The organism is Aerosakkonema funiforme FACHB-1375, from assembly GCF_014696265.1.
In the GTDB taxonomy this organism is placed as follows: Bacteria; Cyanobacteriota; Cyanobacteriia; order Cyanobacteriales; family Aerosakkonemataceae; genus Aerosakkonema; species Aerosakkonema funiforme_A.
This window is the reverse complement of record NZ_JACJPW010000003.1, coordinates 1-22,694: the sequence shown is the minus strand read 5'-3', so window position 1 is coordinate 22,694 and position 22,694 is coordinate 1. Positions and strand designations below refer to the sequence as shown.

The 22,694-nt window shown below is 44.7% G+C and carries 20 protein-coding genes; 6 read left to right on the top strand and 14 right to left on the bottom strand.

The window, feature by feature from the left end; genetic code table 11:
• The first annotated feature begins 152 nt into the window (after nucleotides 1-152).
• A complete protein-coding gene (locus H6G03_RS01800) occupies nucleotides 153-995 on the top strand; it encodes a cyclase family protein (protein WP_190461472.1) in 843 nt (280 codons plus the stop codon).
• A 1,062-nt stretch (nucleotides 996-2,057) separates the two neighbouring features.
• Here the strand turns inward: H6G03_RS01800 and H6G03_RS01795 are convergent.
• From H6G03_RS01795 to H6G03_RS01770, 6 genes are all read right to left on the bottom strand, one after another.
• A complete protein-coding gene (locus tag H6G03_RS01795) occupies nucleotides 2,058-2,861 on the bottom strand; it encodes a DUF3153 domain-containing protein (RefSeq protein WP_190461470.1) in 804 nt (267 codons plus the stop codon).
• Nucleotides 2,862-2,883: 22 nt separating this feature from the next.
• A complete protein-coding gene (locus tag H6G03_RS01790; RefSeq protein ID WP_190461468.1) occupies nucleotides 2,884-4,191 on the bottom strand; it encodes a TldD/PmbA family protein in 1,308 nt (435 codons plus the stop codon).
• 284 nt (nucleotides 4,192-4,475) lie between these two features.
• The gene (locus tag H6G03_RS01785) at nucleotides 4,476-5,000 is read right to left on the bottom strand and encodes a hypothetical protein (RefSeq protein ID WP_190461466.1); all 525 of its coding nucleotides are present in this window, start codon (nucleotides 4,998-5,000) and stop codon (nucleotides 4,476-4,478) included.
• A gap of 207 nt (nucleotides 5,001-5,207) precedes the next feature.
• Nucleotides 5,208-6,104, bottom strand: a complete 897-nt coding sequence (argB, locus tag H6G03_RS01780) for an acetylglutamate kinase (protein ID WP_190461464.1) — start codon at nucleotides 6,102-6,104, stop codon at nucleotides 5,208-5,210.
• 165 nt (nucleotides 6,105-6,269) lie between these two features.
• Nucleotides 6,270-6,827, bottom strand: coding sequence for a shikimate kinase (locus tag H6G03_RS01775; protein WP_190461462.1), 558 nt, complete (start codon nucleotides 6,825-6,827; stop codon nucleotides 6,270-6,272).
• 70 nt (nucleotides 6,828-6,897) lie between these two features.
• Nucleotides 6,898-8,361 carry an NB-ARC domain-containing protein gene (locus H6G03_RS01770; RefSeq protein WP_190461460.1) on the bottom strand — a complete coding sequence of 488 codons (1,464 nt, stop codon included), beginning with the start codon at nucleotides 8,359-8,361 and terminating at the stop codon, nucleotides 6,898-6,900.
• A gap of 403 nt (nucleotides 8,362-8,764) precedes the next feature.
• Between H6G03_RS01770 and H6G03_RS01765 the strand changes: the two genes are divergently transcribed.
• The gene (locus H6G03_RS01765; RefSeq protein WP_190461672.1) at nucleotides 8,765-9,010 is read left to right on the top strand and encodes a hypothetical protein; all 246 of its coding nucleotides are present in this window, start codon (nucleotides 8,765-8,767) and stop codon (nucleotides 9,008-9,010) included.
• Nucleotides 9,011-9,030: 20 nt separating this feature from the next.
• Here the strand turns inward: H6G03_RS01765 and H6G03_RS01760 are convergent, their stop codons facing one another.
• Nucleotides 9,031-12,759, bottom strand: coding sequence for a WD40 domain-containing protein (locus H6G03_RS01760; RefSeq protein WP_190461457.1), 3,729 nt, complete (start codon nucleotides 12,757-12,759; stop codon nucleotides 9,031-9,033).
• Between the two features lie 273 nt (nucleotides 12,760-13,032).
• Between H6G03_RS01760 and H6G03_RS01755 the strand changes: the two genes are divergently transcribed.
• A complete protein-coding gene (locus H6G03_RS01755) occupies nucleotides 13,033-13,275 on the top strand; it encodes a hypothetical protein (protein WP_190461455.1) in 243 nt (80 codons plus the stop codon).
• Nucleotides 13,245-13,457, top strand: a complete 213-nt coding sequence (locus H6G03_RS01750; RefSeq protein ID WP_190461659.1) for a hypothetical protein — start codon at nucleotides 13,245-13,247, stop codon at nucleotides 13,455-13,457. The genes H6G03_RS01755 and H6G03_RS01750 overlap by 31 nt, the downstream gene beginning before the upstream one ends.
• 109 nt (nucleotides 13,458-13,566) lie before the next feature.
• Here the strand turns inward: H6G03_RS01750 and purU are convergent, their stop codons facing one another.
• From purU to H6G03_RS01730, 4 genes are all read right to left on the bottom strand, one after another.
• Nucleotides 13,567-14,424, bottom strand: coding sequence for a formyltetrahydrofolate deformylase (gene purU, locus H6G03_RS01745; protein WP_190461454.1), 858 nt, complete (start codon nucleotides 14,422-14,424; stop codon nucleotides 13,567-13,569).
• Nucleotides 14,425-14,531: 107 nt separating this feature from the next.
• On the bottom strand, nucleotides 14,532-15,248 hold the full coding sequence (locus H6G03_RS01740; protein ID WP_190461452.1) for a LapA family protein: 717 nt from the start codon (nucleotides 15,246-15,248) through the stop codon (nucleotides 14,532-14,534).
• 84 nt (nucleotides 15,249-15,332) lie between these two features.
• Nucleotides 15,333-15,953: a UbiX family flavin prenyltransferase gene (locus H6G03_RS01735; protein WP_190461451.1), complete on the bottom strand. Its 621-nt coding sequence runs from the start codon at nucleotides 15,951-15,953 to the stop codon at nucleotides 15,333-15,335.
• A 265-nt stretch (nucleotides 15,954-16,218) separates the two neighbouring features.
• On the bottom strand, nucleotides 16,219-18,567 hold the full coding sequence (locus tag H6G03_RS01730) for a ribonuclease R family protein (RefSeq protein WP_190461448.1): 2,349 nt from the start codon (nucleotides 18,565-18,567) through the stop codon (nucleotides 16,219-16,221).
• Between the two features lie 885 nt (nucleotides 18,568-19,452).
• On the opposite strand from H6G03_RS01730, the gene H6G03_RS01725 reads away from it, so the two are divergent.
• A complete protein-coding gene (locus tag H6G03_RS01725; protein WP_190461446.1) occupies nucleotides 19,453-20,259 on the top strand; it encodes a hypothetical protein in 807 nt (268 codons plus the stop codon).
• A gap of 122 nt (nucleotides 20,260-20,381) precedes the next feature.
• Here H6G03_RS01725 and clpP read toward each other — a convergent pair whose 3' ends face one another.
• Nucleotides 20,382-20,987: an ATP-dependent Clp endopeptidase proteolytic subunit ClpP gene (clpP, locus tag H6G03_RS01720; RefSeq protein WP_190461444.1), complete on the bottom strand. Its 606-nt coding sequence runs from the start codon at nucleotides 20,985-20,987 to the stop codon at nucleotides 20,382-20,384.
• 231 nt (nucleotides 20,988-21,218) lie between these two features.
• Here clpP and H6G03_RS01715 point away from each other — a divergent pair, with 231 nt between their 5' ends.
• Complete coding sequence (locus tag H6G03_RS01715) at nucleotides 21,219-21,497, top strand: tetratricopeptide repeat protein (RefSeq protein ID WP_190461442.1); 279 nt, start codon at nucleotides 21,219-21,221, stop codon at nucleotides 21,495-21,497.
• Between the two features lie 24 nt (nucleotides 21,498-21,521).
• Here the strand turns inward: H6G03_RS01715 and panB are convergent, their stop codons facing one another.
• The gene (gene panB, locus H6G03_RS01710; protein ID WP_190461441.1) at nucleotides 21,522-22,307 is read right to left on the bottom strand and encodes a 3-methyl-2-oxobutanoate hydroxymethyltransferase; all 786 of its coding nucleotides are present in this window, start codon (nucleotides 22,305-22,307) and stop codon (nucleotides 21,522-21,524) included.
• Nucleotides 22,308-22,352: 45 nt separating this feature from the next.
• Nucleotides 22,353-22,598: a hypothetical protein gene (locus H6G03_RS01705; protein WP_190461439.1), complete on the bottom strand. Its 246-nt coding sequence runs from the start codon at nucleotides 22,596-22,598 to the stop codon at nucleotides 22,353-22,355.
• Nucleotides 22,599-22,694: the final 96 nt, after the last annotated feature.

Below are 22,694 nucleotides of genomic sequence, written 5' to 3'. Positions count from 1 at the left end.
TATCTGGCGTCATCTTTCATGATTGCCGCAAATTCGCAGATTTTTGTAGCAATTAATACGCTTTGTTGCTGAGTTCACTGAGTTTATCGGTCAACAGCCAGCCAGTGCCTTATGATTTTTTTCAATCGCTCTTAAGGTTGGGGGAGAAGTAGATGAGAACGATCGCATTGGTTGCCGGTGGACTGGTGATGGCAGGTTTGGGCGCTGGGATAGTTTTGGCGGTAAGTCCCAAACAACTCAAACAACCTACCCTTGCAGAAGCTTACCAGACAATCAAAAGCAAACAATTTGTCGATCTCACTCACGCTTTTGAACCGGGTATACCCCACTGGAAAGGTTTTCCGGACGAGAAGCGGGAAACTCTTTACTGGTATGAACCAAATGTCGGTAAGCTTGGTGCTGGTTTCTGGGCGGAAATGTTTTGTCACGCCGGACAGTGGGGAACTCACGTAGACCCGCCAGCACATTTTATCAAGGGTTTGCGTACAGTCGATAAATTGGATTTGAAGGAGATGATCTTGCCTTTGGTGGTAATTGACGTTCACCAAAAGGTGGCGCAGAATCCAGACTATACCATAACAATGGAAGATATCAAGGCTTGGGAAGCAAAACACGGCCTTATTCCTGAAGGCGCGTTTGTGGCGATGCGAACCGACTGGTCAAAACGCTGGCCCAATGCAGCGGCGATGCAGAACAAAGACAGCAACGGAGTGGCACACTATCCCGGTTGGAGTATGGAAGTTCTCAAGTATCTTTACGAAACGCGAAAGATTACTGCTTCCGGTCACGAACCGACTGATACTGACCCAGGTATCGCTACGAGTAAAGATGATTATTCGCTAGAAACTTATATTCTCAAGCAGAATCGTTATCAAATTGAGTTATTGACGAATTTGGATAAAGTACCCGAAGCGGGTGCTGTGGTAGTCGTATCTTTTCCCAAACCTAAAAATGGTTCTGGTTTTCCGGCGCGAGTTTTTGCGATTTTGCCTTGAGAACGAAATATTTATTATGTAGGGGCGAAGCATTCGGGCGACAATCGATCGCAATTATCAACTATTTTTCTACCCGAATGCTTCGCCCTGCCGAGGTTTATATAGACATACACACCTTTTTTATTTTGTTAACCTCTTTTACTGGACTAATTGACAAAACGAACAAAATATGTATTATATAAGGCGAAGCATTCAGGCGACAATTGATCGCAATTACGAACAATCTTTCTGTCTGAATGGCAAAAGCAAGATAGTGTCATTTCTATTTAGACCTCAGCAGGGCGAAGCATTCGGACAGAAAATCTAGGGTTTTGTGCAATAAATGGTCGCCCGAATGCTTCGCCCCTACACAAAACAAATCTTGTTGGTTTTGTCAACCTCTCCTTTTGGAGGTTTTTTTGACCGCAGATGAACGCAGATGTATATGTAGATTTCTCGTGGGATACGCAGATAAATTTTGATGTTTGTTTGACAGCGGGATGCCAGTCGGTTTTCGTCCCCTTGCGGGGATTAGTTTAATTAATACACTGGCATAACCGAGGCTGCGATCGCCCCTATTGGACTAGCGTTTCAGTCCCCTTGCGGGGATTAAGTTAATTGAGACTCCATATCATTGCGTTTTTGTTAAAGATTGGGAGTTTGTGTTTCAGTCCCCTTGCGGGGATTAGGTTAATTGAGACTGCCCAGACTGAAAACTTTACTGGGCAAGCCCTCGGCGAAGGGTTTTCGTGAATCGCAAAAAAAAGTCCATTTCATGCTTCTCATTTCCACGTCATTCACCACTTCTGCCGTTATTCAAAACGCTAAACTTATTGATTTGTCAAGGTTCTGGCGATTTTCGTGAACCTCCTGGGGTTTTCGCTCCCGCTTAGGTTGACGAAAAATCTGTTTGCTACTGAGATTGTAAAACAAAAGCAGAATTTTGAAAAGCCCTATGAAAGTCAAAAGTCGATCGCCAATAGGGAGAGGGAAACAGGAAAAGAGAGAGGGAGGAGGGAGAGAGGGATCTGAATAATTAATATTTTCCCTAATCCCTAGCCCCGACGCCCTAAGCCCCAGCCACTAGGCTTTTTGAATTTTGAGTTTTGGTTTTCCCACTCCATACTTTATTAATATGCCAGCAGCTACCAACAAAGCGATCGCAACTGCGCCAATTCCCAAGGGACTGGGTAGCCAGAACACCGCTTCGATATGGTTGATCTCACCCGGTTTAAGTTTCCAAACGAGTTGATGTCCGTTGGCGGAACTTGCTGGTACGATCGCATTCTCTGCATTCGCAGCAGTACTAGCACCCCAAGGCGTATTGAGGCTAAAATCTAACTGAAACAGGGAATCGGCATCGATCGCGACCTTCCCTTCAGGAGAGATAACCGCAAGCGATCGCAAATCCAAATCGTAACTCAACTTATTCCGCACCACCAACAAGAAGTTGCCTTGATTTAATGTCAGATGGGAATTAATTTTTGGTAAGTCGGTATAATTGCTATTCGCAGCTTCAGCTTTTTTCTCATCGATCGGGTTAAAAAATTGATTGATCTTTTCCGCCAATTCCTCGCCATTGTTGAAAGGAATAGTCACAACCAACTCGTTGTCAGAAATCCGTTGAGTTTTACCCCGTAATCGGTCAGCGCGACTCTCGATGCTGTTCAACCATTGGTCAACAGTTGCTTTGCTAAACTCAGCCAACTTTTCTTTCAGGTTGATGTGCTGCACCAGTTCGCCGCTGTTGGTATTTTTAAATGTCACCCCCAAATCGTACTGCACGCAACCGGTCAGAAAAGTTAATAGGCAAAATGCAAAAGAAAAAAGGAAGAGAAAATGCTTTTTCCTTTTGGCTGTTTCCGGTGTCATTTTTTCCTTTTTCATATCACTTTTGCCTTTTTCCTATTTAAGTTTGCCGCGCCGCTACACCTAACTTCTCAAACAAAACGCTGGGCAGATAAGCACCACCGCCTACCCATTCGGGACGATCGCTCAAATCTACCAAATTTTGAAATGCTTCAAAAATATTACCAGCCACCATCGTATTTTTCACCCTACCCACGATTTGGCCTTTTTCTACTTTGTAGCCTAAATCCAGGTTGACGGAAAATTCCCCGGCTAACTGGTTGGATTGTCCCGCGCCTAAAACTTGATCGACAATCAATCCTTCGTCGATTCCTGCAATCAAGTCTTCTACTGGTGTGCTACCGGGAGAAATGCACAGGTTGACCATATCTGGGCCAGGTCGAGATAGCCCGCCGCGAAATCCGTTGCCGGTGGATTCGCGACCTGCACGGGATGCCCATCTCCTATCCCAATAAAATCCCATTACGGTGCCTCGGTCAATAAAGACTTTGCGACTTGTGGGTGTTCCTTCATCGTCAAAGCTACAAGCGGATGGCCCGATGTTGGGGTCTTCCAACAAAGTCAGGCGTTCGTCGAATAGGGTTTGGCCCACTTTTTCCGCTAGAGGCGATGCTTTCTGGACGACTGCTTGCCCGGATAGTACTGTATCGAATAATCTGCCCAAGGTGCCAGCTGCTGCTCTGGGGGTAAACAAAACTGGGTAGGAACCGCTGCTAATTTTAGCTTGTTGTTCTGCCCAACGATATTTTTGCACGAGGTTTTGCAGGATGCGATCGCAATCGGGAACGTTGTCTCTCGCTACATCGAAGCTGTAAACTTGCAGAAAATCTTCGCCTCTGACCAAGTTTCCCGATAAACTGGCGCTGACTGTTTGACTGCTGCGTTCGCCGTAAACATCCGCACTTGTCGCAATTTTAATTTTTCTGGTGCGGACGTGAAAGTCTACGTTGACTAGGATATCTGAGTTGTATGCCCGCACTTCAGATATGAGTCGATCGCCTATTGCTACTAATTCTTGTGTTGGCGGTGGTGTGTAGCTTTTTTCCTCTGCCTGGAATTTGACATTGCTGGCAAACTCAAATTCTGCTCGATCTCCAATTTCCGATGTTTGCACCGCCGCATCTACCAAGTCTTCCAACCGCGTTAAGTCTGTGGAACTGGCAAATCCCAGTTTACCCTGACAAACTACTCGCAGTGCTACTCCCTGAAGCGCTTTTGTCTGGAGGGACTTTAAACGATTGTTTTCAAATTCGATCGGTGTGTCTTGACTCGATAGGTAGTACACTTCTGCTGCATCCGATCGCGCAGATGCTAGCTTTAGTATTTGCTCTAGTGTGGAATCGCTCACGATATCAGCTTCTTTTCTTCCTTCTTCCCTCCCCATCTTACTGCCACAGTCCCCAATTGCGCTCTACACACCATGAAACCCGGTTTCTTGAAGAAACCGGGTTTCTGTACAATCTTTTGTATATAAAAGTAGGCTGTAGGGGTTTACTTTTCCTAAATATGCTGGTATACTTTCTTATAATGGGAATCTGTCTTAAAATATTATTTTTGCAAACATCCCATTATGAAGAAAGCATATCATAGTTTCTCCAGAAAAAGCAATCCCCCTTCCTACTCTTTAACGCTTCAAAAACCGAACCAAAGCAAACCGCCGAGAGTGAGAATAACGGCGACGAGAGCAACCCAGATAAACAAATTATCCTTAGTATTGACCTGAGTGAGATCGACAGGTTCAGATTGAGGACGAGGACGAGGGGAACTTTTAACAGTCGAAGCCGCATTACCCAAACGAGAATGAGAGTCATTGTCACCGATCGCACCGAGATCGGGAATTTGAGTCAGCCATTCGGGACGGCGATTGAGTTGAGGAGCTTCTAAAATGTAGAGCAAGCGACGACTTTGTTTGCGGATATCGAGATGGGGATGGCGATCGAGCTGCTTGCAGAGAGCAATACCCTCCTTTCTGCGATCGGCAGCTTCGTAAGCAGTCACCAACCAAATTTGGATCTCGCCACCGAGACGAGAATTGCGATCGACCAAAGCACAAGCCTTTTCCAAATGCTGCACCGACTGGCGATACTGTCCGCGTTCAAAATCAGCTTTGCCAGCTTGGTACTCAGTTTTGATAATTTCTAACGTTTCTGGACTCACGAGTGATTTCGAGTTAATAGTCTTGCAGATATCCCATAAATTCTAGGCTAGCGCTAATCTCTTAAAGAAGAGAGGCTAGGGGCTAGGGATTAGGGATTAGGGATTAGGGATTAGGGATTGGGGATTTGGGAAAATATTAATTATTCGGCTCCCTCTTCCCTCTCCCTCTTCCCTAGCCCCTAGCCCCTAGCCCCTAGCCCCTCATTTTCAAGAATTCATAAACTCAGAAGCTACAATCATTGAGCCAATACCGGCGTCGGTAAAAATTTCCAACAGCAGCGCGTGAGGAATCCGACCGTCGATAATGTGAGTAGCTCGGACACCTTGAGCCAGACTGCGAACGCAACAGCTGACCTTGGGAATCATCCCACCGCTGACAACACCGGATGAAATCAGATTGCGTGCTTCTTGAATATCCAGCTTGGCGATTAAGGTAGACGGGTCTTTGTAATTTGTCAAAATACCCGCCGTATCGGTAAGCAATATCAATTTTTCTGCACCTAAAGCCGCCGCCAGTTCTCCAGCGACAGTATCGGCGTTGATATTATAAGCTTGTCCCGTTTCGTCCGCCGCCACACTGGAGATTACCGGAATATATCCACTCTTGACGAGCGACTCCACAAGTTTAGTATTCACAGCGTTAACTTCACCGACAAAACCAATGCCTTCCTGACCTTCCGGACGCGCTTTGATCAAGTTGCCGTCTTTACCGCAAAGTCCTACAGCTAAACCGCCCGCTTGGTTAATCAGCGCGACAATTTCTTTATTTACCCGTCCTACTAAAACCATTTCCACCACATCCATTGTGGCGGCATCGGTCACGCGCAAACCATTTTTAAATTGTGGCTCAATTCCCAGTTTATCTAACCAGGAGTTAATTTCAGGGCCACCGCCGTGTACGACGATCGGACGCAAACCTACACAGGATAAGAAAACTATATCGCGTATAACTTTGTCTTTGAGAGAGCTGTCTTTCATCGCTGCACCGCCGTACTTGACAACAACGGTGCGACCGGCAAATTGTTGGATGTAGGGCAGCGCTTCGCTGAGTACCCTTACCCGTGTAGCCTCAGCTTTTTGAATGTAATCGGTTTCGTTGACCATGATCGGCTTTTCGATGCAATAAGGTTTAGATGCAGTTTAGAAGAAGTTGCCACTGTCAATTATCTCAAGGGCAACAGTTTGGGAATAGGGGCTAGGGGGGAGTGGGGGAGTGGGGGAGCGGGAAGAGGAGGACTTTTGGCTTTTGACTTTTGACTTCCCCGATCGTTAATTATCGGCAGCGGTAACTTCTGGTTTAATGACTTTGGGAATTTCCTCTATTACTCGCGCTGCTACTTGTTCGGGTGTTAAGCTTGCGTCTGCGGTAACGCGAATGTCTGCTTGAGCATAAAGCTTGCGTCTTTGTTCTAGAAGCATTTCCAGCTTTTTCTGAGGGTTGGCATCCTTTAAGAGGGGGCGCGTGCTATCCTCTGCCAAGCGGGTCATCAGTAATTCTACGGGTACGTCCAGCCAGACGATCAAACCGTGGTGCAGGTAACTCCAGTTTTTTTGCCGCAGCACTATGCCGCCACCAGTGGAAATCGCTAGTTTTGTATATGCCGACAGCTCGGCCAGCACCTGACTTTCGATCTCTCGAAAAGCTTCTTCACCAGCGGTTGCAAAAATTTCGTTAATAGATTGACCGCCTGCTGCTTGCTCGATGAGAGCATCGGTGTCAAAAAAACGGTAGCCCAGCTGCTGTGCCAATAACCGCCCAACAGTCGTCTTCCCGGCTCCCATCATACCAATCAGGTAGAGATTGATTCCTCTTAAAATATTGTTCACCAGTCAAGCTCTGTGTATCTTTTCCATCGGGACTGGTATTTAGTTTACCTGTTATTTCGCAATTTCCAAGCTATTCTTGTTTAACTGGTTGAGAATGTATTTCTTGGCGCTGACAGTCGCGCTGTTGCTCGTTCAAATACTCCAGAAATATAGGCTGGAGTCTAAAACTGGCGGCGTTTCTATAAATTAGCGATCGCCTCGCTAAAGATTCCAGCGCCTCTATTAGTTCTCGCCTGGATAGAGATGGTATCCTATGCTCTGGCAATTCTGATGTTAAAACTAACTCTTGCTGACTTGCCAACCATCGTACTACTTGCTTTTCTGGATTTGACAATCGATTTAACTGCTCGTCTAACAATTCCCGTAATTCTCCACAAGCCAAAACATTCTCTTGTAAAAATGCTGATGTATCGCCATCAAATAAATCTTTTATAGTCGTTAAAACATTTTTTAAAGCTAAAGGATTGCCTGCATATCGATTAATTAATAATTTAGCTTCGGCCTCGCTCAAAATTAATCCTTTGGCTTTAATAATTTTTTCACATTCAATTTCTGCTAAACCTTTGATGTGTAAAGAGCGAACTGGTAATATAGCTCCTTCATTCGAGCCTATAACTTTTATTTTTTCCCGACTGGTAAGGATCGTGCAGCTTTGATGCAATACTTCTCCGATACGTTTGAATAATTCCCCGTAAGTTTCATATCCTTCTCGAAAATTACCTGTGTAAGTATTCGCTTGGAGAAGAAAATCTACGTTATCCAATATTAACAGACATCGAGAAGCTCTTAAGCAGTCAATGAGTTGTGATATTTTGTCAGCTACGCTTACTGATTCAGAGAAATTTATACTATTTTTAGATAAAAATTGAATTAAGTTAGTTAGAAAAACTTGGATGGGTGGAGCGTGGCGAAGAGATCGCCATATAGCATACTCAAATTTATCCTGAATTAGCTGTGCAAGGCGCACGGACAAAGCGGTTTTACCAATCCCACCCATACCCAGCAGCGTCACCAAGCGACAGCGATCGGTAACTATCCACTCTTCTAACTGAGCTAATTCCTGTTCTCGTCCGTAAAATATACTAACATCAATTGCTTCTCCCCAATCGCAGTGTCGAGCGTTTGATGAAATTAAGTAAAGCGGGCTGGCAAGTGGTTCTGGTAATAAATTCTTCAGATCGGATTGATTAAATGAAGCGATTTTGTATCCGGCTTCTTCCAGTATAATAGTGACGCGACTCCAGTGAGTAATTTTTATCGTTGCTCCAGTTTGATAAATCAACAATGATTCAATGTACTTGTACAACCCATTAGATAGATATACCCTAACGGAACTGCTACTGCGAGTTTTATAGATGGCATTAGCTATTTCAGCCGGACTATAGCCGCAAAGCAATCCTCTCAGAATTTTTTTTTCAACAGGTGTAAGACCTTTGCCTTTGGCAGAGGCAAGATCTATATATAATTTCTCCAGATTCCAGTAATTAGCAGCTTCTGTAAATTCGTCTTGCACTTTACTTAATGTAGATGCCATACCACAAGATCGCTAACGTAATGTTAACTATAATTTAATATACGTTAGCATTTGACTAACATAAATATAAAATATTAACATAATTAATAACATCCGTAAAGTGACGGAAAGGTAATAAATTAGCTAACATAATCTTCATGGATTCTTTATACAATCTTTATAAAGATCTTATGAAGAATGCCGAAAAATAAAGGTAAGCCATTGATGGCTCTGATTCATATCGTGTTTAACTTGTGTTTACCGGTTCTGTAGACACTACTATTAAAGTTAGCTCTGGGGCAGCAATATTTTTAAGGCGTCCTACTAGCTGGTTGATGAGGGTGCTACTGAGCCTGACGTGACTTTAGTTCGGTGTTTTTACTGGTTCGTCCTTTGAATATCGCTATTTTTGTAGGTGATGAAGATGTATTTAATCCGGGAAGTTGTCCAACAGGCTCTAACGACTGGCTATCTAACCCTTGCAGCAGAAGAACAGCTGCGGCAGCTTTTGCAGAAAAGATACGATATCGAAGATTTAGATGCTTTCATGATGTTGCAGCAAGCCGCAGTAGCCGGTAGGGTTAAGCAAGAATCTCGCGAGTTAATCAAAAATAACTATTTTTCCTGTAGCAATCTGTGCCACCCTGTTTGGGAAGTTGAAGCTGCTTGAGTGCAGCAAGAGTCTGAGTCCTAGCCTTGGGCACCCAACATCTTGAGCGTCGCCACAGTCGCCTCGGTTAAACCAGCGACGCCAGAAATTTTCATGCCTTCATAAGCTCTGGGACTTCTAAGAGTTTTCAGGCACTCGCCCGTTGTGACATTCCACAGCTTAATCGTTTCATCTTGGCTGCCGCTAGCAAGAATTTGACTGTCCAGACTGAAGTCAACTGACAGCACAAAATTACTATGCCCTTCTAAAATTGCAAAACACTGACCGGTATTGACATCCCAGCAGCGTATTGTATTATCTTCACCGGCACTAGCCAAAATTTGACCGTCGGGACTGAAGGCAAGGCATCGAACTCGATCGCTATGACCGACCAAAACTTTCACGCACTCCCCTGTACTAATATCCCACAATTTCACGGTGTTTTTATCGTTGGCAGCAAGCATCCATCCATTTTGATGGAAATCGATTGAAAAAACGAAGCAAGAGTGTTTCTCTAGAGTTTTTAGACATTGAGCGCTGCTAACATCCCATAACTTCACAGTTCGATCGCCGCTGCTAGTAGCAACTATTCGACCATCAGGGCTAAAAGCGATCGATAATACCAGATCGGTATGGCCCTCAAAAGTGTTGCGGCATTGACGGGTAAGGACATCCCATACTTTTACGGTATAGTCTTCACTACCAGTAGCAAAAATTTTACCATCTGGGCTAAATGCAACAGTTCGGATGTGATGTGCATGATTCTCATTAGTTATTTGGCATTGCCCTGTACTGAAATCCCACAATTTAGGAGTACAATCTGCACCACCGCTGACAAGAGTTTGACTGTCTGGACTAAAGGCAACTGACCAAATGCAATTGGTATGAGTTGGGAAGGTTTTCAGGCACTTACCTGCTTGGATATCCCACAGTCTCACCATTCCATCTTCACCACCGCTGGCTAGGATAAAGCTATTGGGACTGAAGCTGAGTGACCAGATCGTATTGCCGAGCTGTCCCTGTAAAGTTTTAAAGCATTGATAAGTGGCGACATTCCATAACTTGATAATGCGACCATCTCCACCAGTCGCAAGTATTTGACTGTCTGGATGAAACGCAACTGACCAAACGCGATCGGGATGTCCCTGCAAAGTCTTAAAACATTTACCTGTATCGATATCCCATAATTTTACTGTGCCATCTTCACTGCCAGTAGCAAGAATCTTACCTTGAGGATCGAAAGCAACGGAGAGTATCCAATTGTGATGTCCTTGTAATGTTTTCAAGCAGTTACCATTAGCCACGTCCCATAACTTCACTGTCCGATCGGAACTACCGCTAGCTAAAATTTTACCATCTGGACTAAAAGCAACCGACCAAATTTTAGACGTATGTCCGTGTAATGTTTTGAGGCACTTGTGAGTAGCGATATCCCACAACTTTATGGTTTCATCGTTACTCCCGCTAGCGAGCATTGTACCTTCTGGGTTGAAAGCTATTGCATTAATTATATGGGTATGTCCCTCTAAAGTTTTGATGCACTTTCCGGTGTTGATATCCCACAATTTCACGGTACGATCGTCACCAGCACTTGCTAAAATATCACTTGGCGGGCTAAAAGCAACTGACCAAATACAATGGATATGTCCTCGCAAAGTCTTCAAACACTGACCGTTGCGGATATCCCACAATTTTACAGTTTCATCAAAACTACAGCTCGCTAGAATTTGACCGTCAGGACTGAAGGCGATCGACCAAACCCAACTGTTGTGTTTTTTACAAGTCAAAAGATGCTTGCCATCCCTAACTTGCCATAAGTGAATCTCGCCATTTGTATCGCCCATAGCGAACAATTGCCCATCCGGGCTAAATTGTACTGACAAGATGCTACCTAATGTTTCGGCAAAAACCGACTTGGCTAGGTTGGAGTTTTGGAAATTAACATAATGCAAATTTACGTCTACCAGGTAAGCTTCCCAAATGGTTAAATCGGAAAAGTCGTAACTGCTTAAATCGGTCTGCATCTGCCGCAATAAATTGATTATATTTCCTCCGGCGTAGCCGATTTCTATGTCTGGCTTGCCTCGCAGGTTCGTCAAAATTTGAGCGAGGTGCTGTTCTAGCAATGTATTACTTTTAAAAGTGGAAAGCAACTTTTCTTTAATGGGTTTGAGGATGAGGCGAATTTGCGTTTCTCTCACATAGTCTTTAGCCTGTGCTTCGATGATGGGATGATTCCGAAATAGCGAAATTTCTTCTAGATTTTGCTTTGCTCTTGCCTCTGTGATTTCTTCGCAAATACAGTCAATAAATTTTTCCGTAACGTACTGCATTACGACTGGCTGTTGGGTGAAGCCATCGGCATTTTTTTCAATTAGCGATCGCCCGACTAGAAATTGTAGCGCTTCAATGACTTTTTGCTTTGATGCTGCTAACAAAATTTCTTCTTGAAGTTTTTTTATACTTGTTGTCTCGCGAGCGATCGCCAACCAGTACATCACTTCTTTTTCTACATCCGGCAAACGTTTAAAATGCTGTTCTAAAAGGTCGCGGATATCCTCAAAAACTAAAGTCCCATTATTCAAGTATTCTAAAATTTTAGAAATATTGCTATCGAATATATCTCGAACAGCCGCAGCAACCATTTTTAGTGCGAGCGGATTACCGCCATAATGTTGAATTAAAAGTTTCCATTCCTCCTCTGACCCAGAGAAGGAACCTTTAGCTTGGAATAGTTCCCGCGCTTCTGTTACCTTTAAACCTGGCATTGGGAAGGAACGAATCGGTAAATTTTCTCCTTCTTTGGATGAAAATCCTATAGGTTTCTCTCGACTGGTCAATATGACTGTGCTTTGATGGCACGTTTCTCCCACACATCTGAGCAATTGACCGTAATCCTCATATCCTTCGCGGTAACGCCCAGCACGTTCCCGTAGTGTATTGGATGAGATATCGCTACCACATAGAATAGTTTCCCAATTATCAAGGACTATTAAGCAGCGGTACAAACGTAAATATTCGATCGAGAGAGTGATTCTTGTTTCTACCCTTTCAGGTAAGTTGATTTCTTGTTGGTTAGAAAGGAATTGAATCAGGTCTGCTAGTATTTCTTGAATTGGTGGCGCATTGCGGAGACTGCGCCAGATGACAAAATCAAAATGTCCCTGAATCCGTTCTGCTAACTTGACAGATAGAGCGGTTTTGCCAATACCCCCCATACCCAATAGCGCGACTAGGCGACACCTTTCTTTTAAAATCCACTGCTCTAGCTGGAGTAATTCTGCACTGCGACCGTAAAAAACAGAGACATCGATCGCATCGCCCCAATCCCGATTAGTTTGGGCCATCTGGTTACCCAATGTTTGAGCGATCGCGCCAGCTCCGCAGTCAAGTTTAGCCCCAGTAATGAATATGCTATTTTCAGGTCGATCGACGTTCGACTTCGGATCTGTTGGAGTTGCGGATGTTACTGAAACTGGGGTTACTCCCCTACCAATATTTTGTTCTGCGTCCTTAAGCTGCCTTACGTATAGCTTCAGTACAGAAGATAAATTATTTTTACTAACCTTCTGGCCAAATGCTTTCGAGAGCATCTGCCACAGCTTATAGCCACTATCTTTGAGGTAAGCCGCATCATAAGCATAGCTTTTGGCCATCTCTTGGTATGACCGACCTTGCCAAGATTCCCGAAACACCAGCTCTTGAATGGTGCTCAAACTTTTGTGGTCGAGAACGGTCTCTACAATCGCCAGCGCTTCCTCAACGGTCATGGCTTTAAAGGGCTCAAAGCAAATGGCAGAGCTTGATAAATTTAATACCTGACTTTAGTATGACTTTTTTCTGACTTTCTATCCTGTCAGAGTTGAGGATGGGGAGATAATTTTATTTTAAAATGGAATTTATCCAATAAATATCGCTATACACAGCTTAAAAATTGTTAATGTTCCAACCAAAGCTAGAGGCTAGGATAACCAAATTTTACGCTGGCGAGAGATCGAGATTTATTGCTGATTTATCACCTCAAAGCTAAGGAGAGAATCAAAATGTATATCTCACATACTCAAAATTTAAAATTGACAGAATTGCATTTATCAGACGAACAGTTCGGATATTTCACGGTTTACGAAAATGACAATGAGATAGTATTGCGTCCGGGTTGCCAGAATTACACAAAAAACAGAGCCATTGGTTCTTATAGATACTATGAAAACGCATATGAAGTAGCTGTGGAACTGGCAAATTATAAACGTATTCCATTCAAAGACTATGTATTCTGGAGTTATTAAAAAAATATTTGAATGTAGAAGCTGAAGATCGTTTGCGGAAGCTGCTAGCGACTAAGTATGACTTAGAAGATTTGGACGCTTTTATTAATTTGCAGCAAGCAACAATGATTGGTAGGGTAAGGCAAGAGTCGCGAGAAAAATTACAGCAACTAAGCAAAGAAAATTATGAAGAGTACAACTAAAAAGCGCTGTAGCTGAAGATAGATACAGCGCTTTGCGCTGTAATTATAAATGAAAACAATGACAAAAACTATTACTTTCTAAGTTTTGCATGACAGTAAACTCAAAATGCTATTCAAAAACAACAGTTCGATTCCCGTAAACTAATACTCGGTTTTGTAAGTGCGATCGCACCGCTCTTGCTAACACCATTCGCTCCAAGTCTTTGCCTTTGCGAATCAAATCGGCAACATCATCTCGGTGGCTGACTCGCACTACATCTTGCTCAATAATCGGCCCTGCATCCAATTCGGATGTGACGTAATGGGCAGTAGCACCGATAATTTTTACACCTCTTTCATAGGCTTGTTGGTAAGGATTAGCTCCTACAAAAGCAGGTAAAAAGGAATGGTGAATATTGATAATTTTTTTAGAAAATTCCGTGATAAATTCTGGGCTAAGAATCTGCATATATTTCGCCAATACAACTAAGTCAATGTTGTACTGACGGAGCAATTCTAATTGATTCGCTTCCTGCTCTCTTTTACTATCTTTATTAACAGGGATATGGGCAAATTCCGCACCGAATTGAGTAGCCAAATCTTTTAAATCAGGATGGTTGCTGATAATCAATGGAACTTCAGCGTCAAATTCTTTAGCTTGGTGACGCCAAATCAGGTCAAAAAGACAATGATCTTGACGACTTACCCAAATGGAAATGCGCGGTTTAGTATCGGAAAAGTGCAATTGCCAATTAGCTTGTAAAGGTTGAGCGATCGCATTAAAAGCGGGGCCTATTAAATCGCGGGGCAGATTAAACCCATCCAACTGCCATTCAATGCGAGTAAGAAATAATCCGGCGGCGAAGTCGGTATGATGATCCGCGTGAATAATATTACCGCCATTCGCATAAATAAAATTGGCAATTTTTGCTACCAATCCTCGACTGTCTGGGCAAGAAACTAACAGGGTTGCTGTGGGATTTGTCATAAGATTTTGGATTCCTTAAAGCTTAGAAATTATCAAAAAATTTTGATGATTATCCTTGACATGGCTGGCATGAAACTCTTTTTTTCGCTTAGATTAATTTTAAATTTTTAAGAGCGAGAACCGGGGCGATCGTCTTCATCATCAAAATCATCATCATCCTCAAATCCCCAATCATCATCACGGCCAGTTTTTTTGTCAGATTGCCAGCTTTCTTCTTGCTGTGGTTCTGGTTGCCGATAAGGCGGTGTAATTACTCGGTACTCGGCATCGTAAACAGATTCGGTTTTTCCGACGCCTGTATTTCGAGGTTCTTTATAACTGTAAGAATAGACAGAACCTGATTTAGAGCTGCTTGTCGGCTCTTGCTTGACTTCATAATTAGCGCGGTTGCCGACATTATCTTTATAACTGGGAGTTTCGTAAATTGCCTCATCTTCCTCATCTTCATCATCTTCTAAATAGTCATCATTAGATGAACTTTTCTGCCAGTTAGGAGCAGTTTGAGTAGAAGTAGAGTAAGAGGCCGTTTGGTTGGAATAAGGACTCTGGCGGGGTGCTTGCCCTTGCGAACGGGATACTTCAGCTTCGAGCGTGCGGATGCGCGATCGCAACTGTTCCTCAGATAAATAGTTCGACACTTGGAACAAAGCACCAATCAGCAAGGAAGAGCAGAAACCAGCTGCGATCGCACCCAAAATCCACACTCCGAGTGGCAAACCCAGCGATTTCATCCCCAAAAAGACTAGCACAACTGGCGATAAATTTTGCAGGGCAAATATAATTAGCCCTAAGAGAACCACAAGCAGCAATATAATCCGAGACATAGTTAGTAATTGGTAATTGGTAATCTCAAATTTCAGATGGCCGATCTTAGATTTAACTTAAATCTAAAATCCCAAATCCAAAATCTAAAATTCCTCCTGGTGTCCTTGCCAACGCTGGATAGGAACACAGTCAATATCCAGCCGATCTAAAGCGCGAGCAACCACAAAATCCACCAGATCTTCAATAGTCTGAGGATTGTGATACCACGCTGGGATAGCTGGCACAATGGCGGCACCAGCTTCTGCCAAAGCAGTTAAATTTCGCAGATGAATCAAACTCAAAGGCGTCTCGCGGGGTACGATCACGAGTTGGCGTCCTTCCTTAAGCTGGACATCAGCAGCGCGTTCCAAAAGGTCGGAACTCAGACCTACTGCCAGCTTAGCGACCGTACTCATACTGCACGGCATCACGAGCATCCCCAAAGTGCGGAAGGAACCACTTGCAATGTTAGCGCCTACATCACCCCAAGGGTGACAGCGCAGTTTACCTTGTGTTGCCACCCCAGCTTGTTCGCGCCAGAATTGTTCTTGCTGGATAGGGTTGGCAGGCATAGAGATATTTTGTTCTGCCTGCCAAACCATATAAGTGGATTTTGACGCCACAAGCTCGATCGTCATATCCGCCTCCAGCAGAAATTTTAATGCCCGAACGGCGTAGATGAGGCCGGATGCCCCTGAGACCCCAAGAATCAAAGGTTTGGTCACACGATTTTAGATTTGGGATTTGGGATTTGGGATTGGCTCCGCCTGGAAATGACGGAGCTTGAAATTTGGCAAAATTTGTTGATGATTCCCTTTGAAATAGGAAGGTTTGAACCCCTTTTTTTTGGTCATTAGTTATCGGTCATTCGTAATGGGTAATTTCAGATGGCAAATTTGAGATGGCAGATTTGAAATTGAATTTAAATCTGCCATCTCAAATCTGAAATTCCCTATATGTTTGCCATGAGCCACGAACGATGAACCATATTTAATCATCATCCATATTGATAAAGGGGTCGTCTTCTAAGTCATCGTCCAAAGTTTCGCCGTCGCTACCTACCGTCACCAAATCTATTTGCTGACGGTAGTAATCAACGCTTTTAACTTGAACTTCGACGCGATCGCCCAAGCGATATTGCTTGCGGTTCTTGCGCCCTACAAGCGCCTCTTGTCGAGAGCGATATTCGTACCAATCATCTTTGAGAGACGATACGTGTACCAATCCTTCTGGGTAAAATAACTTTCCATCTGGCAGAGGCACTTCCATTTCCACAAAGAAACCGTAGGATTGAACGCCAGTAATCACACCAGGAAAAACTTCACCGGTGCGTTCTTTCATCAACTCGGCTTTTTTAAGTCCTGCCAAATCTGCCTCTGCATCTTCCGCTTCTTTTTGTCGTTCGTTAAGAGGTACAACTACAGCAGTCAGATGCGCTTCTAGTTCTTCCTGTAACGCAGGTGGCAGAACGTTCCAATTGATATTGCCGTGACAGGAACTGTGACGCAGATTGACTTGTTCTTTAGCGCGAGTGGTACGACGATCGCGCCCTTGCTCGAACACAGCTTGCAGCAACCGTTGTACCAATAAATCCGAGTAGCGCTGCGCTGGCGAGATGCAGTGGACATAACCCGATTCCAAAGCCAAACTAAAGTGAGAAGCGGGTGCTGTGCTGTAAACGGCTGGTTTCAAAGTAGCTTGCAACAAAGAACTCAGGACTTTTTCCGACTTAGAAGCAGCAAATTGCTGGATAAAACTTTGGAAATCAGAAGGAAGAACCGCATCTTCCTGTTCTAGTTGCAAATCTATCCCCAGATTGCCAGCTAACTTGATCGATTCTTGGACATCATCGGGATCGGGTGCGGGCTGAACTCGGTACATCGTCGGTACTCCCAGCGCGTTCATGTGGTTACCCACCACCTGATTTACTAATATCATCCATTCTGCGATCGTCGATCGGTCTGGGTGTCCTGGCAAGCTCACCAGTACATTACTCGATCCTTCATCGTTAAACTGGCTGTTAAATTGGTTCTCGCTTTCCGATTTCTTAATTTCAAATCCACCTCGCTTTCGTCGTTGTTGCCTCACCCCCTGACTCAGCACCACCAGTTGATCGAGGGTAGGAATCACCGGTGCCACATCGTGCATCATCGCTCGACTGAGAGGAACCTCGTGACGCAACAGAATTGCCCGTGCTTGCGACTGGGAGAGCTGATAGTCTACCTGAATGACGCTGGGTTGAATTTCAAATTCCACCAATTCGCCAGCGCCGTTGAGCGTCAGCAGCACCGAAATAGCGAGCTTGTCTTCTCCCACGATCAGAGAACAACGCTCTAAGAGGGCTTCTGGCAACAGTGGCAGTATCGTTTCGCCTAGATGCACGCACCTACCTCGCCGCTGCGCTTCCCGATCGATCGGCGAGTCGATCGGGACATAGTAGGCTACATCGGCAATATGAACTCCCACACGCCAGTTTTCGGCATCAATTTTTTCTAGGGTAAAAGCCTGTTCTACCACCGATGTACTTTCATCGTTTTCATTCGCAGCGTCGGGAGTAATGGCAATGGTGACCAAATGTCGCAGATCGAATCTATTTTTCAGGTCTGTTCTAGTTGGTGCATTAGGTAATTTTTCAACAGCTTTCAGCACAGCATCGGGAAAGCTGCGCGGTAAATCGTGCTTACAACAAACTATATCGATATCGGCAGCAGCTTCCGCATCGCTGCCCAAGATTTGGGCTACGCGACCGACGGGGGGACTTGTCGCCAAAGGATAGCGGAGGATTTCCACGTGGACGAGGTGATCGATTGATTGGGCTAAATTTTTGCCATTGGCAAGCAGGTCGAGTTCAAATAATAGCCGATCGTCCAAAGGAACTGCCCTGTATATTGTACGTCCCAGTCGGTCTACGGTTTGTTTGACTCGCGCTAGCACGCTGGGATTGGCGCGTTCTAGAATCAAGCGTACTTCTCCTTCTGGAGAGCGCCTTCTATTGCCTTCTTTGGTAATTTTGACTAGAACGCGATCGCCATTCCAAGCTGTACTCAGATGGCTTTCCCGCACGTAAATATCTGCTGCTCCTTCTACATTTTGAATTGCAAAACAAAATCCTTTACTGGAACAGCGCAGTTTGGCTTCCACAACTCCAGGCTCAAATATCCGACGATATTTGCCCCGCTCCTTTACCAAAATGCCAATTTTTTCCAGAGCATCTAAAGCTATTTCTAATTGGTGCAGACAAGGTTCATCCTGGCAACCCAGTTTTTTTTCTAAGGCTTTGACAGCGACCAATTTATCATCTGGAAAATTAGAAAGCAGTGTAGCGATTGAAAATTCCATGTAGCGAATCAGTCCTTAGCGTCTCAATTGCATTCTTTTTACTGCTGCGATCTGGTGAAACCAGATCCTTTTCGCCTATATTGGGCGTAAGTTTCGCCAAATATAGGTACTACCCGATCGAACAGCATCGCGCACGGGCTACACACCCACTTTTAGGCTCTCAACAGTTAAGGTATGTAGATTCCCCCAACAGCTACAGGCGACTTTTGCCCTTGAAAAGCTAATCGCGGTAAATTTAGGCCATCTCCTTGCCGGACACCCGGAAGGGGTCGATTCAGCACAAACTGACTGAACACACTGACTGAGGAGAGCCTTTTGTTTGCCCAAACTTAGGCGAAACAAACGATTGCTGCCACTATATCCCATTGTCAGAAAACGCCACAGAGGCTATCCACTTTTGACATATGGATGTTTTATTAGCAATGTCACCACAGGTCAAAAGCAAGAATCGTGCTATATCGCCTATATTTGCGATATGTTCCGCCCAACATAGGCGAAATCATACCAAGGGTCGCTCGTGCCTGAGCAGCTTTTGGTTTGGGCCACTCTCACGCTTTTACACGCTGGATGTTTTATGGTGATAAATCGCCTTTGAACAGCGAGCTAGTTGCGGTGGGATGTAGGACACTCAAGCGTTGCGGCTTTTTGCGATGCGGATCGAGGATCGTGCAACAGCAGTCAGGAGTCAGAAGCCATAATGAAAAAGTCAGGCAACTCTGGGATTTAAAATCCAGTAACAAGTTTTAACGAAGAAGAAAAAAGTTTTCCTGTCTCTCCTTCTGCTGACTTTTGTCTGCTGACAGCTGTCTCCCGATCTTATTGTAGGTTTATAGCGGTCTTCAAGAAAACCGCTATGGTTGAAGATCTCTCTTGGGTATTAATGTTATGTTTGCACAATTTCAAGCTCGCTATCCCACTGGCTGTCTAATTTCTGAATTATTGACCATTTACCACGGTAAATATGTCGTTAGGGTCTCGGTTCAGATAGACGGCGTTATGCGAGCTACTGGTATGGCAGTTGCTGACACAATTGAGGTGGCGGAAGACCAAGCTAGAATTAGGGCGCTGGAAATCATCGGCATACAGTCATCTGCTACGACGAGTACTCAACCTGTGACTGCTGAATTTCCCAAGCATCCTGTATTTTCACAAGAGCGATCGGAACTTGCTAATACAGACAGTATTTCTACTGATACAAGTTGGCTGAGCGAGACAGTACAGCCAACTTTTCCACAGAGGACGACTCCCACAGCACCATCTAGGATCGGTGCTGCTCCCACAGGCTCAAATGCACCAATTACGAGCAATTTAGATTGGAAACGAGATAGTTATGTTGAGAGTCCCGAAATTCCTTCATCTATAAATGAGGTTGAACAGACTGTTAATTATAGTAAAGTGACCCCGATCGGATCGCGCTTTCAAGATCGGGAAATAAGTGCTGTTCAATCCGATCGAGTAGATTCCGAACCGATCGATCCTGTTGCTGAGAACACCGATTTGCAAGACCCAATCGATCTATCTGAAGCGATCGCTCGCATTCCGATTGAAATGAGCCGTGCCGGTTGGACTACCGAGGCGGGACGCGACTATCTGTGGCGAACCTTCAAAAAGCGATCGCGTTCCCAACTTAGCTCCGAACAGGTAATGCAATTCTACAATCACCTCAAATCTCTGCCCAACGCGACTCCGTAGGTAGGGGGAGTGGGGGAGCGGGGGAGTGGGGGAGTGGAAGAATTAATCTTTTCCCTCTTCCCTCTCCCTTCTTCCCTCATTACCTAGCCCCTAATCCCTAGCCCCTAATCCCTAGCCCCTAATTAGGCGACAGCTACAGGTTTGCTACCGGCGGCGGTGCGATCGATCACTTGGTCGATCAAACCGTATTCCATCGCTTCTTTAGCTGACATAAAGAAATCCCGCTCGGTATCTTCCTCGATCCGACTTAGGGGCTGACCTGTGTGTTCTGCCAGCATTTCATTCAGGCGTCGCTTGTGGTATAAAATTTCCTTTGCCTGAATCTCGATATCCGTTGCTTGCCCCTGAGCGCCACCCAGCGGCTGGTGAATCATAATCCGAGAATGGGGTAGACTCATCCGTTTGCCTTTCGTACCGGCGCTGAGGAGAAATGCGCCCATACTAGCTGCCAGTCCGGTACAAATGGTGCAGACATCGGGGCGAACTTGTTTGATCGTGTCATAAATGCCCATACCTGCCGTTACCGAACCGCCCGGTGAGTTGATATATATGTAGATATCTTTTTCCGGGTCTTCCGAGTCTAAAAAGAGCAGCTGAGCAACGATCAGGTTGGCGAGATCTGAGTCAATTTGTCTCCCTAAGAAGATAATCCGCTCCCGCAGAAGTCGGGAGTAGATATCAAAAGCGCGTTCGCCGCGCCCAGACTGTTCAATAACTGTAGGTATCATGCTGTTTGCATATCCAGTAATTTTTCTTAATTTTATCGATTTGCGCCCGTAAACGTTTTTTTCGGTTATCCGGCAAGTCAGGTTAGGTTATTATAACCCCAAGAAAAGCGATCGCGCGATTGTTGCTCCGGTTTTACCGGGTCACTCATTTCCTTTGCTACTTTTTAGCCAAAAAGGAAAGAACGAGCAACTTAGCAAAGTGCGATCTCAGGGCGCAGGAAATTTAAGGAAATGGCTGCTTGCCAAGAACAAGCTAATGCTTTAGACAAACAAGGCGATACTTACCGTCGCTTGGGAAAATATCAACAAGCGATCGAGTGCTATCGACAGGTCTTGGAAATTAAACGCGAAATGGGCGATCGTCCCGGTATAGCCTTCTGCCTGCAAAAGCTGTGGTTGTGTAACGTTTGGCTGCAAAACGACGAAGAAGCGTTTTTTTGCTTTATGCAGTTACAGGAAATTCACCGAGAAATGAGCGCCAGCATAGAAGAAATAGATTTTTATTTCTAAACATATTCGTGATGTTTTTTCCGTTTAGCTAGTTAAATCGGGAAATTTCCCCTCTTTGACTTCCGTACCAAAATTTTCCACCGCTTGCGTAATAATTTCCCGCAAATTAACATAAGATTTCGCAAAAGGCGGCTGTTTTTGAGAAAGTCCTAACAAATCTGCAGTAACTAAAACCTGACCGTCACAGTGAGGGCCAGCGCCAATTCCAATTGTAGGAATTGAGAGTTTTTGGGTAATTTGCAATGCCAACTCAGCTGGAATATGCTCCAAGACTACCGCAAATGCACCTGCTTCTTCAAGTGCGATCGCTTCTTGTAAAATTCTCTCTCCAGCTTCCGGCGTCTTCCCTTGCTGACGATAACCCAACTTATGCACCGATTGCGGCGTTAAACCTACATGACCGAGTACCGGAATTCCCGCTTGTACCAAAAAAGAAACTGTTTGCGCGATCGTCGGATATCCGCCCTCCAATTTTACCGCTTGAGCGCCCGATTCTTTCAGTATCCTACCAGCTGAGTGCATTGCTTGCTGAGGACTTTCTTGATAACTCAAAAACGGCAGATCGCAAACTACTAAAGCTTTCTGTACGCCTCGACGCACCGCCTTGGCGTGATGGATCGTTTCATCCAGCGTCAGCGGCAGGGTAGTTTCGTAACCCAATGCGACCATTGCCAAAGAATCGCCAACCAGGATAACATCAACGCCAGCAGCATCCAACAGCTGTGCGATCGCATAATCCCAAGCTGTTAGGGTCACAATTAAACGACCTTGGCGTTTCCATTGGATTAATTGTTGGGTTGTGACTGCCATTTAATCAATTTTGCTTGTAGTTTTTTATGTTCGCACTCAATTATTTCATCGCTGCGGTCTAATTGTTTGGACAAAATTGAGAAAGTTGTTAGTTTCGACATCTCCTTGGATATCGAGAACGCGAACGTTGACAATTTTTTTGGATCTGTCTGTCAGTTGAACTTCCATCAGTACTGACTTAACCAGACCGTAGGTTTTTACTGCCTGTTCGACACTGGCGCAGCGCAGTTTTAAAGTTCCCTTATTTATTCTGCCGTTATTTGCCCGATATTCCCACTGTTTGACACTCACCGACCTAAAGGTGCGGTGATTCTTCCTTCATAGAACGATGCCTTACAAAAGCAGTGCCTTTGCTTGGTCTTACTCGTTCTCCAGAAGCTACCGAGG